At 72.6% G+C, this 15,672-nt stretch carries 13 protein-coding genes; 11 read left to right on the forward strand and 2 right to left on the reverse strand.

The genetic code is table 11. The features are described 5' to 3' along the window. The first annotated feature begins 132 nt into the window (after window positions 1–132). Window positions 133–1,488: a YbhN family protein gene (locus K1J60_RS14230; protein WP_398683212.1), complete on the forward strand. Its 1,356-nt coding sequence runs from the start codon at window positions 133–135 to the stop codon at window positions 1,486–1,488. Between the two features lie 242 nt (window positions 1,489–1,730). After that, on the forward strand, window positions 1,731–2,999 hold the full coding sequence (locus K1J60_RS14235; protein ID WP_220646540.1) for a beta-ketoacyl-[acyl-carrier-protein] synthase family protein: 1,269 nt from the start codon (window positions 1,731–1,733) through the stop codon (window positions 2,997–2,999). Window positions 3,000–3,047: 48 nt separating this feature from the next. Here the strand turns inward: K1J60_RS14235 and ku are convergent, their stop codons facing one another. After that, on the reverse strand, window positions 3,048–4,139 hold the full coding sequence (gene ku, locus K1J60_RS14240; protein WP_450165938.1) for a non-homologous end joining protein Ku: 1,092 nt from the start codon (window positions 4,137–4,139) through the stop codon (window positions 3,048–3,050). A gap of 197 nt (window positions 4,140–4,336) precedes the next feature. Here ku and K1J60_RS14245 point away from each other — a divergent pair, with 197 nt between their 5' ends. The 3 genes from K1J60_RS14245 to ligD all read left to right on the forward strand — a co-directional run bounded on the left by K1J60_RS14245 (window position 4,337) and on the right by ligD (window position 8,406). After that, window positions 4,337–4,744, forward strand: coding sequence for a VOC family protein (locus K1J60_RS14245; protein WP_220646542.1), 408 nt, complete (start codon window positions 4,337–4,339; stop codon window positions 4,742–4,744). Window positions 4,745–5,020: 276 nt separating this feature from the next. Next, window positions 5,021–7,420 (forward strand): ATP-binding cassette domain-containing protein, encoded by a 2,400-nt coding sequence (locus tag K1J60_RS14250; RefSeq protein WP_220646543.1) that lies wholly within the window; start codon window positions 5,021–5,023, stop codon window positions 7,418–7,420. Between the two features lie 104 nt (window positions 7,421–7,524). Continuing rightward, complete coding sequence (gene ligD, locus K1J60_RS14255; protein WP_220646544.1) at window positions 7,525–8,406, forward strand: non-homologous end-joining DNA ligase; 882 nt, start codon at window positions 7,525–7,527, stop codon at window positions 8,404–8,406. A gap of 38 nt (window positions 8,407–8,444) precedes the next feature. Here ligD and K1J60_RS14260 read toward each other — a convergent pair whose 3' ends face one another. Beyond that, the gene (locus tag K1J60_RS14260) at window positions 8,445–9,248 is read right to left on the reverse strand and encodes a nuclease-related domain-containing protein (RefSeq protein WP_220646545.1); all 804 of its coding nucleotides are present in this window, start codon (window positions 9,246–9,248) and stop codon (window positions 8,445–8,447) included. Window positions 9,249–9,380: 132 nt separating this feature from the next. Here K1J60_RS14260 and K1J60_RS14265 point away from each other — a divergent pair, with 132 nt between their 5' ends. The 6 genes from K1J60_RS14265 to K1J60_RS14290 all read left to right on the forward strand — a co-directional run bounded on the left by K1J60_RS14265 (window position 9,381) and on the right by K1J60_RS14290 (window position 15,536). Beyond that, a complete protein-coding gene (locus tag K1J60_RS14265; RefSeq protein ID WP_220646546.1) occupies window positions 9,381–9,899 on the forward strand; it encodes a protein-tyrosine phosphatase family protein in 519 nt (172 codons plus the stop codon). A gap of 123 nt (window positions 9,900–10,022) precedes the next feature. Next, a complete protein-coding gene (locus K1J60_RS14270) occupies window positions 10,023–10,802 on the forward strand; it encodes a hypothetical protein (RefSeq protein WP_220646547.1) in 780 nt (259 codons plus the stop codon). After that, window positions 10,799–12,067, forward strand: a complete 1,269-nt coding sequence (locus K1J60_RS14275) for a sensor histidine kinase (protein ID WP_220646548.1) — start codon at window positions 10,799–10,801, stop codon at window positions 12,065–12,067. The genes K1J60_RS14270 and K1J60_RS14275 overlap by 4 nt, the downstream gene beginning before the upstream one ends. 160 nt (window positions 12,068–12,227) lie before the next feature. Beyond that, complete coding sequence (locus K1J60_RS14280) at window positions 12,228–12,587, forward strand: SH3 domain-containing protein (RefSeq protein ID WP_220646549.1); 360 nt, start codon at window positions 12,228–12,230, stop codon at window positions 12,585–12,587. Window positions 12,588–12,630: 43 nt separating this feature from the next. Next, complete coding sequence (locus K1J60_RS14285; RefSeq protein WP_259407724.1) at window positions 12,631–14,076, forward strand: FtsW/RodA/SpoVE family cell cycle protein; 1,446 nt, start codon at window positions 12,631–12,633, stop codon at window positions 14,074–14,076. After that, window positions 14,073–15,536 carry a penicillin-binding transpeptidase domain-containing protein gene (locus tag K1J60_RS14290; protein WP_220646550.1) on the forward strand — a complete coding sequence of 488 codons (1,464 nt, stop codon included), beginning with the start codon at window positions 14,073–14,075 and terminating at the stop codon, window positions 15,534–15,536. Before K1J60_RS14285 ends, K1J60_RS14290 begins: the two co-directional genes overlap by 4 nt. The last annotated feature ends 136 nt before the right edge of the window (window positions 15,537–15,672 follow it).

Below are 15,672 nucleotides of genomic sequence, written 5' to 3' on the forward strand. Positions count from 1 at the left end.
TTCGGGCGGTGCATACCGGGGAGTCATTTGGGGTGGGAACGGTCCTGGGGTTCCCTTCGTTCTTGACTTGCCCTGCCTCCGTCGGTGCGGTCCCCCGCCGTACCGACGCGACGCGGAAGGACGACGTGCCCTTTGTTCCCGCTCCCGCTCGACGCGCCGCCCCCCTCGCGGCCCACCCCGTCCCCGGATCCCGAACCGCTCAGCCTGATACCCAGCCCGGCCCGTCCCGTGGACCTCACCCGGACCCCGAGCCACGCCACGCCCACGGCAGCCACACCCACGGCTGCCGACCCCACGACTGCCGACCCCACGGCTACCGCAACCCGGGCGAACCCGACGGCGCCCACCGCCCCGCCCTGCGTCCTCACCCCTGACCCGGGGCCGACAGCGCCCGCCGGCCACACCCCGGCATGCCCCTCCCCCGCCCCCGCCCTGGGCGACCCCATCACTCCCTGCGACCCCACCCCCGCCCAGCACGCCGCCCACCACCCGCCCCGGCTCCTCGCGCTTCTGCCCGGCAGGGTCCGGGCACTGCTGCCCGCCCGGACGGCCGCCAACGGCCGACGGTTGCGGCTCTCTCTCACACTGTTGCCGTTGGTGCTGCTCGGCGTCTGGGCGGCGGTCGACTGGCGCACCGTGCACGGCGGGGCGGTACGGCTCGCCTCGGCCGATCCGCGGTGGCTGCTGGCCGGGGTGTTCTTCACCGCCCTGTGCTCGGTGGCCTCCGCGTGCGTACGGCAGGGTGCGGTGCCGGAACGGCTGCCACCGGGCCAGTTGCTGGCGACGCAGTTCGCGGCCGGGGCGGCGGGTCACGCCCTGCCGGGCAACATCGGGGCCCACGCCGTCGTCCTGCGCTTCCTGCGGCGCCGGGGCATCCCGCTCGCCCGGGCCACGTCCTCGCTCGCCCTGTACTCGGCGGTCAAACCCGTGGCCAAGACCCTGGTGATCGTCGCCTTCGTCGTCGCCTTTCCGGGCACGCTCCGCCTGACCGAACTGCTCCCGAAGGGCGAGACGCTCGCCCTGGTCGGTGCGATCACCGGCGTCAGCCTCGCCGCCGTGGTCACGCTGATCACGACCGTACGACCGTTGCGGCGTCCGCTGATCGGAGGGCTGCGTTCCGCCCTCACCGACACCCGGATCGTGCACAGCCGACCCGTCCGCGCGCTCGCCCTGTGGGGCGGGGCCGCCGCCTTCCCGCTGTGCCAGGGGGCCGTGGTCGCCTCGGTCGGCTCCTCGCTCGGGCTGCCGCTGTCCTGGCCGCAGATGCTCTTCGCGTACCTCGTCGCCAGTACGGCCGCCGGTGCCGTGCCCGCGCCGGGTGGCCTCGGCCCGATGGACGCGGCGCTCGTCTTCACGCTGGTCGCCTTCGGCGCGCCGGCGACCCTCGCCACCACCACGGTCATCGGCTACCGCGTGCTCACCGTCTGGCTCCCCCTCCTCCCCGGCACGCTCGTCCTCTCGGCACTGGTGCGGGCGAAGGTGCTCTGAGGGGACAGCGCTGCGAGCGGACGGCACTGCGAGCGGACGGCGCACTCGGGGCACGGTGATCTGAGGACACGGTGATCTGAGCGGAGTTCGGCGCGCTCGGACGCCGGACAGGGGGCCGAGCGGGGCCGACGTACCGGGGTCCGACCGTGAGGACACCCTTGTGGGGTGCAGGAAGCAGTTGAAACGGGAACCATCTCTGGAACAGGAGGATCGGGCGGGGCTGGGCAGGTCGGGGAGGGCGTATGTCGTACGCGGTGGGGCGTCGGGTGGTCGTCACGGGGCTGGGGGCCGTCACTCCGCTCGGGGTGGGCGTGGGTGAGCTGTGGCAGGGCCTGCTGGAAGGGCGTTGCGGGATAAGGGAACTGGACGGGGAGGAGTTCGCCGAGTTACCCGTGCGGGTCGCGGGGACGGTGCCGGTGGACCCCGCCGAGCTGATCCCCCGGCCCCGGGCCCGGCGCATGAACCGGGCCGCGCGGTTCGCCGTACTGGCGGCGCGGGAGGCGTGGCGGGACGGCGGCTTCCATCCCGGCGGTACGGCGCGGAGCGGGCTCGACGCGGGGCGGGTCGGGGTGTCCGCCGGGGCGATCCTCGGTGACGCGTCGGTGCTCGTGGCCGGCGACCGGCAGTTGCGGGAGCGGGGGGCGCGCGGTGTCTCCCCGCTCACGACCCCGATGTGTGTGCCCTCGCAGGCGGCGTCGCAGATCTCGCTGGACCTCGGTATCACCGGGGAGGCGCGGACCGTCACCAGTGCGTGCGCCTCCGGTACCGAGGCGATCGGACAGGCGGTCGACCGGATCCGGTACGGGCGGGTGGACGTGGCGCTCGCGGGCGGGGCCGAGGCGGTGGTGACACCGGCGATCATGGCGTCCTTCGCGGCGATGCGGGCGCTGTCGCGGCACGGGCTGAACGGTGGTGGGGCGAGCCCGTCCCGGCCGTTCGCGAAGGACCGGGACGGGTTCGTGAACGGCGAGGGGGCCGGGTTCCTGCTGCTGGAGGCGGAGGACCATGCCCGGGCGCGTGGGGCCCGGATCTACTGCGAGGCCGCGGGGTGGGGGCTGTCCGCCGACGCGCATCACATGGCGGCGCCCGATCCGTCGGGCTCGGGGGTGGCGCTCGCGCTGCGGCGGGCGCTGGAGGACGCGGCGGCGGTGCCCTCGGACGTGGTCCACGTCAACGCGCACGCCACCGCCACGATCGACGGTGACCTCGCGGAGGCGAACGCGCTGGCGGCGGTGCTGTCGGGGCGCCGGGTGCCGGTGACGGCACTCAAGGGGCACCTCGGGCACCTTCAGGGGGCCGCCGGGGCGGTGGAGGCCCTCGCCACCGCGCTCACGCTCCACCACGGGCTCATCCCGCCGACCATCGGCTGCGCCGACCAGGACCACGCCATCACCCTCGACCTCGTCACCACCGCCCCGCGCGCCCTCCCGGCCGACGGCGACCTCGCCCTCACGAACTCCTTCGGCTTCGGCGGCCACAACGCGGTCCTGGCCCTGCGCCGCACCGCCTAGACCTGTGGTCACATTCCCGTCTGCCCTGCGAACGGCGCGGGAGGGCGGTCAGGCCGAGCGCTTGCGGGCGGCGGTCTTCTTCGCCGCGGTCTTCTTCGCGGGGGTCTTCTTCGCGGGGGTCTTCGCCGTCGATGACTTCGTCGAGGCCGTGGATTTCGTGTTCGTGGTCGCCGATTTCGGGGTCGCCGTCTTTCTGGGGGCCTGCTTCTTCGTGGCCGCCTTCTTCGTCTGCTGTGTGGATGTGGAGGTCGACTTCTTGGGGGCGGCGGCCGTCTTCCCGGTGGACGCGGTGGACTTCTTGCCGGAGGCCTGTTTGGGGGTGGGCCGGGACGCGAGGTGGGTCACGTCGGCGCCTGCCTCCTCGCCCCGGGACTCCTTGGCCTCACGCACGCTCTTCTCCAGTGCGGCCATGAGGTCGAGAACCTTGCCCTCCGCGGCCGGGACCGGAGCGCTCGGCGGCTCCTCGCCGGAGGCCTTCGCCGCGATCAACTCCTCGACCGCCTCGCGGTAGTCGTCGTGGAGGGATTCCAGGTCGACCTCTCCGAGCGTGTCCATGAGGGCGTCCGCGAGGTCGAGTTCCTTGTCGCGGACGGTGACACCCGCGTCGGGGGCGACCCCCTCGGTCGTACGGATCTCGTCGGGCCAGAGCAGAGCGTGCATGGCCAGGACGTCGTCCACCACCCGGAGCATCCCCAAACGTTCGCGCCCACGGAGCGCGAACTTGCAGATGGCGACCTTTCCGCTGCGCTTGAGCGCCTCGCGGAGGAGGGTGTACGGCTTGGCGGCGGGGACTCCGTTCGCCGCGAGGTAGTACGCGGCGTCCACCTGGAGCGGGTCGACCTGCTCCGCCGGCACGAAGCCCTCGATCTCGATCGTCTTGGCCGTGGGGATGGGCAGCGACGCGAGGTCCTCGTCGGTGATCGGGATCATCGTGCCGTCCGCGTCCTCGTACGCCTTGCCGATCTCCCCCTGCGTCACCTCGCGGTCCTCCAGCTCGCAGACCTTGCGGTAACGGATGCGGCCGCCGTCCTCCAGGTGGACCTGGCGGAAGGAGACGGAGTGGCTCTCGGTCGCGTTCACCAGCTTGATCGGGATGCTGACCAGGCCGAAGGAGATGGCGCCGTTCCAGATGGATCGCACGGGCAGCACGCACCTTTCGGGTCCCTGCTTCCGGTTTGTCCACACCGTAACGCCGACCCGCCGCCCTTGCTCGTCGGCCGCCGGGCACACCCCTGGACGTCCCGGCCCGGCTCACCACCGGCCGGGCCGGGCCCCGCCACCGGACCGGTCAGGATTCGAGAAGCGCGGCCGGGTGGGGCGCCCCTAGCGTGAGGGCCATGAACCTCACCATCAACGCGAGCTTCCTCCCGCACGACGATCCGGACGCCTCCCTCGCCTTCTACCGCGACGTCCTCGGCTTCGAGGTGCGCGACGACAGCGGATACGACGGCATGCGCTGGATCACGGTCGGACCGGCCGGTCAGCCCGACACGTCCATCGTCCTGGAGCCCCCGGCGGTCGACCCGTCCGTCGACGAGGGCGAGCGGCGCATGATCGTCGAGATGATGGCGAAGGGGACGTACGCGCGTGTCCTCCTCGCCACCACCGACCTCGACGGCGCCTTCGAGCGGCTGGAGGCGGGCGGGGCCGAGGTCGTCCAGGAGCCGACGAAGCAGCCGTACGGCGTCCGCGACTTCGCCGTCCGTGATCCGGCGGGCAACCTGATCCGCGTCCAGGAGGTCTGAGATCCGGGGGCCGCCGTCATCGTGCGATGCGAAGAGGACCGTCGTAGAAGAGGACCGTCGTAGTCGTACGAAGACGAACAGCGGACGCGCGGCACACCCGGAGCAGAGGCGCGGCGGCCCGCAGCGGACCCGCGGAACACACCCGGCGGGCGCACCCTCCCACGTACGGTACGCAGCGGACCTGTTCCCAGCGGATCGGAAGCGGACGGGCGACGTCGGACGGGCGACGCCGGCGGGGAGCGTGGGACGCGGCCCCGCCCGACAGATGGAGGAACGATGACCAAGGCCACGAGGGCGCGGACCGAGGCGCAGGCTCCCGGGCCGCACGCCGCCGACAGCCATGATCTGATCCGTGTGCACGGCGCGCGGGAGAACAATCTCAAGGACGTCAGCATCGAGATCCCCAAGCGCCGGCTGACGGTGTTCACGGGGGTCTCCGGCTCGGGGAAGAGCTCGCTGGTGTTCGACACGATCGCCGCCGAGTCGCAGCGGCTGATCAACGAGACGTACAGCGCCTTCCTCCAGGGCTTCATGCCGAACCTGGCCCGTCCCGAGGTGGACGTGCTGGACGGGCTGACCACCGCGATCACCGTGGACCAGCAGCGGATGGGGTCCGATCCGCGCTCCACCGTCGGGACCGCCACCGACGCCAACGCGATGCTGCGCATCCTCTTCAGCCGGCTCGGCAGACCGCACATCGGCCCGCCCGGCGCGTTCTCCTTCAACGTCGCCTCGGTCTCGGCGAGTGGCGGCCTCACGGTCGACCGGGGCGCCGACAAGACCAAGACGGAGAAGGTGACGTTCAGCCGCACCGGTGGGATGTGCACGCACTGCGAGGGGCGGGGCACGGTCTCCGACATCGACCTCACGCAGCTGTTCGACGACACGAAGTCGCTGTCCGAGGATCCGTTCACCATCCCCACCTACACGGGGGACGGGTGGGTCGTGCGGGTCATCGCCGAGTCGGGCTTCTTCGACAAGGAGAAGCCCATCCGGAAGTACACCAAGAAGGAACGGCACGACTTCCTGTACCGCGAGCCGACCAAGGTGAAGATCAACGGGGTCAACCTCACCTACGAGGGGCTGATCCCGAAGCTGCAGAAGACCTTCCTCGCCAAGGACCGCGAGTCGATGCAGCCGCACATCCGGGCCTTCGTGGACCGGGCGGTCACCTTCGCCCAGTGCCCCGAATGCGGCGGCACCCGGCTGAGCGAGCTGGCCCGCTCCTCACGGATCGGCACGCTCAACATCGCGGACGCCTGCGCGATGGAGATCCGTGACCTGGCCGAGTGGGCGCGCGGGATCGAGGACGCGTCGGTGGCGCCGCTGCTCGCCAAGCTGCACTACACGCTCGACTCGTTCGTGGAGATCGGCCTCGGCTACCTCTCGCTCGACCGGGCCTCCGGCACGCTCTCCGGCGGCGAGGCGCAGCGGACGAAGATGATCCGCCATCTCGGATCGTCGCTCACCGACGTCACCTACGTCTTCGACGAGCCGACCATCGGGCTGCACCCGCACGACATCGAGCGGATGAACAACCTGCTGCTGCGGCTGCGCGACAAGGGCAACACGGTGCTGGTGGTGGAGCACAAGCCGGAGACCATCGCCATCGCCGACCATGTCGTGGACCTCGGCCCCGGCGCCGGTACGGCGGGCGGCACGGTGTGCTTCGAGGGCACCCTGGAGGGGCTGCGGGCGAGTGACACCGTCACCGGACGTCACCTCGGCGACCGGGCCGCGCTGAAGGAGTCGGTGCGCAAGCCCACAGGCGCGCTGGAGATCCGCGGCGCCTCGGCGAACAACCTCCGGAACGTCGACGTCGACATCCCGCTCGGCGTGCTCACCGTCGTCACCGGTGTCGCCGGCTCCGGGAAGAGCTCGCTGGTGCACGGCTCGATCCCGAGCGAGGAGGGCGTGGTGTCGGTCGACCAGACCCCGATCCGCGGCTCCCGGCGCAGCAACCCGGCCACGTACACCGGGCTGGCCGACCCGATCCGCAAGGCCTTCGCCAAGGCCAACGGGGTCAAGCCGGCGCTGTTCAGCGCCAACTCCGAGGGGGCCTGCCCCACCTGCAACGGTGCCGGTGTCATCTACACCGACCTGGCGATCATGCAGAGCGTCGCCACGACGTGCGAGGAGTGCGAGGGGAAGCGGTTCGAGGCGTCGGTGCTGGAGTACCGCTTCGGCGGCCGGGACATCAGCGAGGTGCTCGCGATGTCGGTGGCCGAGGCCGAGGCGTTCTTCGGGGAGGGTGAGGCGCGCACCCCGGCCGCCCACCGGATCGTCGAGCGGATGGCGGACGTCGGGCTCGGCTACCTCACCCTCGGCCAGCCGCTCACCACGCTCTCCGGCGGTGAGCGGCAGCGGCTGAAGCTGGCCACCCACATGGGCGACAAGGGCGGGGTCTATGTCCTCGACGAGCCGACCACGGGTCTCCACCTCGCCGACGTGGAGCAGCTGCTCGGGCTGCTCGACCGGCTGGTCGACGCGGGCAAGTCGGTGATCGTCATCGAGCACCACCAGGCGGTCATGGCGCACGCCGACTGGATCATCGACCTCGGCCCCGGCGCCGGCCACGACGGCGGCCGGATCGTCTTCGAGGGCACCCCGGCCGATCTGGTCGCGGCCCGCTCCACGCTCACCGGCGAGCACTTGGCCGCGTACGTGGGGGCCTGAGCGCGGACGGGGGAGGGCGGGGACCACTCGGAGGCTTCCGGGTACACCCCGTCTCCCTCCACCGTTTGCCCCTTTCGTCACCGAATCATGGGATTCTGGCTCCCATGACACCGATCACCGAGGTGGAGGGCCACAGGGTCGCCCTCTCCAACCTGGAGAAGGTCCTCCACCCGGCGACGGGCTTCACCAAGGGCGAGCTGCTGCACTACTACGCCACGACGGCGGACGCCCTGCTGCCGCACCTGCGCGACCGCCCGGTCTCCTTCCTCCGCTACCCGGACGGGCCGGGCGGCCAGGTCTTCTTCACCAAGAACGTGCCGCCGGGCACACCGGAGTGGGTCACCACCGCCGAGGTACGGCGGATGGAGGGGCCGGCCCGGATGGTGCTGGTCCAGGACCTGGCGAGCCTGATGTGGGCCTCGAACCTGGTCGTGGAGTACCACACACCGCAGTGGACCGTCCGCACCTCCGACGAGGCCGACCGGCTGGTGTTCGACCTGGACCCCGGGTCGCCCGCGACGGTCGTCGAGTGCTGCGAGGTCGCCTGCTGGCTGCGGGAGCGGCTCGCGGCGGACGGGATCGAGGCGTACGCGAAGACGTCCGGGTCGAAGGGGCTGCATCTGCTGGCGGCGGTGCGCGGGGCGTCCTCGGAGCGGGTGTCGGAGTACGCCAAGGAACTCGCCGTCGAGGCGGAGCGGGCGATGCCCCGCCGGGTCGTCCACCGGATGACCCGCAGTCTGCGCCCCGGCAAGGTCTTCGTCGACTGGAGCCAGAACGCCGCCCGCAAGACCACGGCCGCGCCGTACACCCTGCGGGCCCGCCCCGAGCCGACCGTCTCCGCGCCGGTGACCTGGACCGAGGTCGAGGAGTGCGGCGCCCCTGAGCGGCTGTCCTTCCGCGCCCCGGACATCGGCCCCCGGCTGCAGGACTACGGCGACCTGCTGGCCCCGCTCCTGGACCCGGAGGCCGCGCGACCACTGCCGTGACGGCGGTACCGCCGGTGTGGTCCAGGGCCAGTCAGGACCTACACCCGTGTCCACGTCCGCCGGTCGCGGGCCATCGCGTGCAGGCCCTCCACGTCCGCCGGCTTCAGCACCCCACCGGCGCGGGCGAGTTCCGACAGGTCCGTGTCGCGCAGGACGCGTACCTCCCGCAGGGGTGTGGTGACCACGACGGCGGAGGGTTCGGCGAGGGCGAGGACCGGACGGACCTCGGCGGTCAGGGCGTAGGAGGCGCGGTCGGCGTCGGCGCGCAGTCCGCGCAGGAGCGCGCGGGGCTCGTGCCGGCCCACGGCGACCATGGGGTCGGTGACGACGACCCGCTGCCTGCGGGCGTGGACGGAGCGGACGCAGAACAGGCCCCCGGGGCCGACGACCAGGTGGTGGATGCGATCGCCGCCGGGCAGTGGCACGGAGTGCAGGGTGTGCCAGCCGGCGCCCTCCAGCCGGTCCAGGGCGTCACCGACCGTCCGCTCGGCGGCCAGGGCTCGGCGGCGCGGGTCGGGGCGCAGCCGGCGCGGCGGGCCGGGGGCGCGGTCGAGGGAGATCAGCAGGGCCTCGCCGGGCCGGTTGGGGGCAAGGTCGTCGTCCGGGGGGAGGCTCAGGCGGGCCAGTTCGGCGGGGGTCGGCACGGGCGGCGGCCCCACCGTGACCGGGCCGGTGACGAAGGGGCCGAGGACGGCCAGCACGTCCTCTCTCAGCTCCTCGCTGAGGAGGTTCACCCGGCCCGCCTCACGGTCGTACCAGGCGATGTTCCTCCCGTCGGTCCGGCACACGTACAGGCGCTGTCGTCCGTGACGCCAGGTCGGTATGACGCGCAGTCGGTTCATGCACCATCACCCCACGACCATGGGAACAGGCGGGGTGCTCCATCGGCAAGAACCCGGCTACCTTTGAGGTGACGACCCGCCGTCAAGGGCCGGGGTCCGTCAGGAGGGCCCTGAGGCCTGGGGGAGGCGCCGTTGCGCACGCGCAAGCAACCCGATGTCCCGGCTCCGAGGGAACCGTGGAGCGAGATCGTGCCCGGGCTGTGGATGGGTGGGCACGAGTTCGCGGGGCCGACCGGTACCGGGGGCGTGGAATTCGCGGTCGTGCGCGACGAGTTCGATCTGGTGCTGACCCTGCTGCGGCTGCCGGGGCACGGCCCGGACGACGGTGTCGAGCACCATGTGTGGCCGATCCCGGACGGGCCGCTGGACGGTACGCAGCTGGCGGGTGTGATGCGGCTGGCACAGGCGGCGTGCGACGCGCTGGAGGACGGCAGACGGGTCCTCGTGCGCTGCTACAGCGGGTACAACCGCTCCGGTCTGGTCGTGGCGCACGCGCTGATCCGCGACGGGCACTCCGCCGAGGAGGCGATCCGGCTGATCCGCACCCGCCGTTCACCGTGGGCGCTGCACAACGAGCTGTTCGTGGAGTATCTGCACACGGGGCTGGCGACGGTCCGGCTGCTGGAGGAACTGGAGGAGCCCGCCGAGTAGCGGGGCGTGCGCGACCGAGCCGTCACGAAGAAGCACTTCCGCACGAACTAGGGTGTACGGGATCACAGCGGCCTCCCCCACAGCCGCCCTCCCCGTACCCGTACCCCCAGGAGTCCCGGTCCCGTGTCCCCGAGCCGCCCCGCGCGCGCTGCCGTCGGCGCCTTCGCCGCCGTGGCCGCCGCCCTGCTGCTGGGCGGCTGCGGCGACTCCGGGGGCCTGGTGAGCGCGGGCGCGACACCCACCGCGAGCGGCCCGACCCGGCTGTGGCCCGGGGAACCGCCCGCCTCCTCTCCCGCCTACGACTACGGGGAGGCCGAGACGGAGGTGGTCAGGGGCATCAAGGCTCCCGGTGAGGACATCCACAAGGTGGACCCGCTGGCCGTCGTCCGCGCGGAGATCGCCGCGCATCCCGACGTGTACTCCGGGTCCGAGGCCCTCTACGGGGGAACGGCCGCGCGCATGGCCGACTGCGGCAAGGGTCGCGCCCGAGCCGCGTGCCCCGTCCTCAAGGCCTACTACCGGGACCTCACCGGCGACGGGCGCGACGACATGGTGCTCGGCTTCCGGCTGCTGCCCGGCAACCAGACGGCGGTGCGGATGTACACGTTCCAGGCGGACCGGCTGGTGCAGGTGCTGGCGAACGACGACGCCGTGCTCGCGGTCGAACTGGCCGGCCGTACCGTGATCATCCGTTCCCCCGCGGGTATCGTCGGCTACGAGTACCGCACGCAGTGGACCTGGGACGAGGACCAGCTGGCGATGCTGCTCACGCGAGACGAGATCCTGCGCGTGGGCGCGGCGGCGAAGCCGTCCCGGTCCCCCGCGGCTCCGCCCTCCGTCTCCCCCTCCGTCTCCCCTTCGCCCGTCGCGCGCTCCGCCTCGTCGTCGGTGGGGCCGGGGTGAGCGCCGGGAGGACCGGGCGGAAACGGTTCGGCCTGCCCCGGTGGACCTCCTCGCTCACCTGGAAGGCGCTGGCCTTCATCACGGTCATGTGCTGTGGGCTGGCCGCGCTGCTGGGCGCCCTGGTGCATGTCTCCGTCACCAACCGGACCGTGAGCGACGCCCGCTCCCGGGCCCTGGTCCGGCTCGACGAGGCCGCACGGGCGTACGAGGCCGGGAACCGGCTCCCGCCCGATTCCGGGATCGACCCGCGAGGCCTGCCGGGTGATCTCCGGGAGCTGGCGGTGAGCGGGCGACGCGGCACGATGGTCGGGGTCGTCTCCGGGGTCCCCTCGATGTGGGCCGCCGCCCCCGCCGACGGCCGCGCCCTCGCCGTGCAGATCGACTACGCCCAGAGTGCGGCCACCATCGAGAACCTCGACCGGGCCATCCTGGGCTCCTCGGCGCTGGCGATCGGGGTGACCCTGATCTTCGGCGCGCTGGGCGTCAGGGGGGTGACCCGGCGGCTGCGCACGACCTCCCAGGTGGCCCGGCGGATCAGCGCGGGCGACCTGGACGCGCGGGTCGGCGACCCCCGCACGACGGACCCGGCGCGCTACCGCGACGAGGTGGCCGCGGTGGCCGCCGCGCTCGACACCATGGCGTCCACGCTGCAGCGGAAGCTGATCGGCGAGCAGCGGTTCACGGCGGACGTCGCGCACGAGCTGCGGACGCCGTTGACCGGGCTGCACGCGGCGGCCGAGCTGCTGCCGGCGGGGCGGCCGACGGAGCTGGTGCGGAACCGGGTCGCCGCGTTGCGGACGCTGACCGAGGATCTGCTGGAGATCTCCCGCCTGGACGCGGGGAGCGAGCGGCTGGAACTGGACGCGATCCGGCTCGGGCAGCTGGCGGAGCGGGTGGCCGCGCACGCGAGCGGCGACACCGAGGTGCGGGTCGTGCGGGACGCCTCGGTGGAGACGGATCGGCGGCGGCTGGAGCGGGTGGTGGGGAACCTGGTGGCCAACGCCCACAGACACGGGGCACCCCCGGTGGTGTTGACCGTGGAGGGGGCGGAGGTGAGCGTGCGGGATCACGGGAACGGGTTCCCGGACTACCTGGTGACCGAGGGGCCGCAGAGGTTCCGTACGGAAGGGGCCGGCAAGGGGCACGGGCTGGGGCTGACCATCGCCGTGGGGCAGGCGGAGGTGTTGGGGGCGCGGTTGGAGTTCGCGAACGCTCCGCAGGGGGGCGCTCTGGCCGTGCTGCGACTGCCGGCCGGTACGGACTGATCGCGCCCACGCGGCGCAGCCGTACAGCGGACACCGGCCCGTGCCCCCCCCTTGCAGGGGCGCTGCCCTGATGGCCCATTGAGAAAGGCGCTCTCTCCCCCCTCCTCCTAACGTGGCGAATGGTCACCCTCGCCCCCTTTTTTTCCTGGAGGAGCATCAGATGTCCCTGCGGATTCTGCTCATGCGGTTCGGCATAGCCGCTGCCGGTGGCGCCCTTCTGGCGTTCGCGGCCACGACTCCCGCCGCCGGTGTCGAACAGGAGGACCCCCGAAAGAGCGAGCAGCTCGTCGACGGCGAGGTCGTCGCCCGCACCGGCCTCGTGCTGCGCAGCGCGCCGACCCGCGGAGGTTCGGTCATCCGGGTCGCGCACCACGGCGAGATCGTCAAGATCTACTGCCGGGCCGAGGGCCAGAGCGCCGACGGCAACCGGCAGTGGTACCTGCTCGTCGACGGCTCCTGGGCCTGGGGCTCGGCCCGCTACATCGCCCCCTTCAAGACGCCACGCTGGTGCGACGCCTGAGCGACAAGACACACAAGGCATTCCATTTGGGTAAGTTCCGGGCATGACCACCAAGGCCGGAACGACCCTGGCGGTGGATCCCTCGGATCCGTCCCCGCCGCCCGCCGTACGCCTGCTCCGGCGCCGAGGCGTCGAGTTCACCCTCACCGTCGTGGCCGTCCTGCTCTCCGTGTACGGCTATTGCGCTGTCGGTCTTGCCAAGAACGGCACCGTCCCGCCCGGCGCCGCCGACTACGGCGCCGGGCTCGGCGTGCTCGCGCTGCTGGCCCATCTGGTGGTCCGGCTGCGGGCGCCGTACGCCGATCCGCTGCTGCTGCCGATCGCGGTACTCCTCAACGGCCTGGGTCTGGTGCTGATCCACCGGCTCGACCTGGAGACCCCGGCCGACCAGGCGGCGCCCGCGCAGCTGAACTGGTCGACGCTCGGGGTGGCGCTGTTCATCACGGTGGTGGCGCTGCTGCGCGACCACCGGGTGCTCCAGCGGTACGCGTACGTCTCGGTGGTGGCCGCGCTCGCGCTGCTGGCGCTGCCGATCCTCTTCCCGCCGGTCAACGGGGCCCGGATCTGGGTGCGGATCGCCGGGTTCTCCATCCAGCCGGGCGAGTTCGCGAAGGTGCTGCTCGCGCTGTTCTTCGCCAGCTATCTCGCGGCGAACCGCAACGCGCTGGCGTACGCCGGACGTCAGATCTGGCGGTTCAGACGCCTTCAACTGCCCACCGGGCGGGTCCTCGGCCCGATCGTCACCATCTGGCTGCTGAGCGTCGGCGTCCTGGTCCTGGAGCGGGACCTGGGCACCTCCCTGCTGTTCTTCGGCCTGTTCGTGATCATGCTGTACATCGCCACGGGCCGCACCGGCTGGATCGCGGTGGGACTGCTGCTGGCGTGCGTGGGCGCGGGCGCCGTCGGCTGGCTCGAACCGCACGTCCACAGCCGCGTCGAGGACTGGCTGCATCCGTTCGCGTCGATCGAGGCGGGGCAGGGCGCCAACCAACTCGCCCAGTCCCTCTTCGCGTTCGCCGCCGGCGGGCTGCTCGGCACCGGGCTCGGCCTCGGCCACTCGACCCTGATCGGCTTCGCCGCCAAGTCCGACTTCATCCTGGCCACCGCGGGCGAGGAGCTGGGCCTCGCCGGACTGTCCGCGATCTTCCTGCTCTACGCCCTGCTGGTGGAGCGCGGCTACCGGGCCGGCCTCGCCCTGCGCGACCCCTTCGGCCGTCTCCTCGCCACCGGCCTCGCCTCGATCATCGCCCTCCAGGTCTTCGTCATCGCCGGCGGTGTCACCGGCCTCATCCCGCTCACCGGCATGGCGATGCCCTTCCTCGCCCAGGGCGGCTCCTCCGTCGTCACCAACTGGGTCATCGTGGCGCTGCTGATGCGGCTCAGCGACTCCTCCCGGAGGCAGTACGCCCCCGGGCCGCCGCCGACGGGCGCGCACCAGGGCACGGAGCACCAAGGCCGGGGCGAGGTCCGGGAGGGCCGGGGCGCATGACCAGGTACATCCGCCGGGCCGCCGCCCTGTGCGCCCTGCTGCTGTTGGCCCTTCTCGTCAACGCCACCCGCGTCCAGGTCCTCCAGTCCCGGGCCTACGACGACAATCCCGCCAACCGCCGCCCGGAGATCGCCCGTTGGGGCCAGCCGCGCGGGGACATGGTGGTCGGGGGGCGCCCGGTCACCGGCTCGAAGGACACCGGGGAGCAGCTCCGCTACGAACGGACCTACCGCGACGGCCCGTTGTACGCACCGGTCACGGGCTTCGCCTCGCAGGTGTACGGGACGACGTTCCTGGAGCACGCGGAGGACTCCGTCCTCGACGGCAGCGACCCGCTGCTGTCCTTCCTCCCGCTGTGGAACGACATCACCCGTGACCAGAACGCCGGCGGCGCGGTCGTCACCACGATCCAGGAGGCGGCCCAGCGCGCGGCGTACCGGGGCCTCGGCACCCGCCGGGGCGCGGTGGCCGCGCTCGAACCGGCCACCGGACGCGTTCTGGCACTGGTCTCCCGGCCGTCGTACGACCCCTCCGTGCTCTCCGGCAACGGCCCCGAGGCGGCCGAGGCGTGGGCGCGGCTGAACGGGGACGCGAGCAGGCCGATGCTCAACCGGGCGGTGCGGCAGACCTATCCGCCGGGCTCGACCTTCAAGGTGGTGACGGCGGCCGCCGCACTGGACACCGGGGTGGTCACGGACCTCGACGCCCCGACCCGCTCCCCCGACCCTTACACCCTGCCGGGCACCACGACCTCCCTCGCCAACGAGGTCGAGGGCTGCGAGAACGCCTCGCTGCGCTATGCCTTCGAGTGGTCCTGCAACACGGTCTTCGCGAAGCTGGGCGTGGACGTCGGCCTCCGCGCCATGACGGACACCGCCCGCGCCTTCGGCTTCAACGACTCCGGCCTGCGGATCCCCTTCTCGGTCGCCCCCAGCAGCTTCGACACCGAGATGGACCGGGCCCAACTCGCCCTCTCCTCCATCGGCCAGTACGACACCCGGGCCACGCCCCTGCAGATGGCGCTCGTCACGGCGGCCGTCGCCAACGGGGGCTCGGTGCGGTCGCCGTACCTGGTCGAACGCACCACGACGGCGAGCGGCCGCACGGTCGCCGGCTCGGGGACGCACCCCCTGCGCCAGGCCATGGAGCCCACCACCGCGCGGCGCCTGCGCGATCTCATGCGCGGCGTCGTCGAGGACGGCACCGGCGCCAACGCCGCCCTCCGCCGCGCCACCGTCGGCGGCAAGACCGGCACCGCCCAGCACGGCATCGGCAACTCCGGCACGCCCTTCGCCTGGTTCATCGGCTGGGCCCAGTCCGACGACGCGATCGAACCGCAGGTGGCCGTGGCGGTGGTGGTGGAGGACGCGGAGGCGGTACGGGGCGACATCAGCGGGGGCGGGGACGCGGCACCGATCGCGAGGGAGGTGATGCGGGCGGTGCTGAGGGCCTCCGGCTGAGGGCGGCGCCCCGTCGGGGGTACGGGCAACTGAGCCGGCGGCTCAACCGGCGTGCGCCGTACCGACCATGCCCGACCATGCCCACCATCTGAGATAAGCGATGTGGTCCCGTCCCCGGCCCGACCTATCGTGCGCC

The organism is Streptomyces akebiae (genome assembly GCF_019599145.1).
GTDB classification, from domain to species: Bacteria; Actinomycetota; Actinomycetes; order Streptomycetales; family Streptomycetaceae; genus Streptomyces; species Streptomyces akebiae.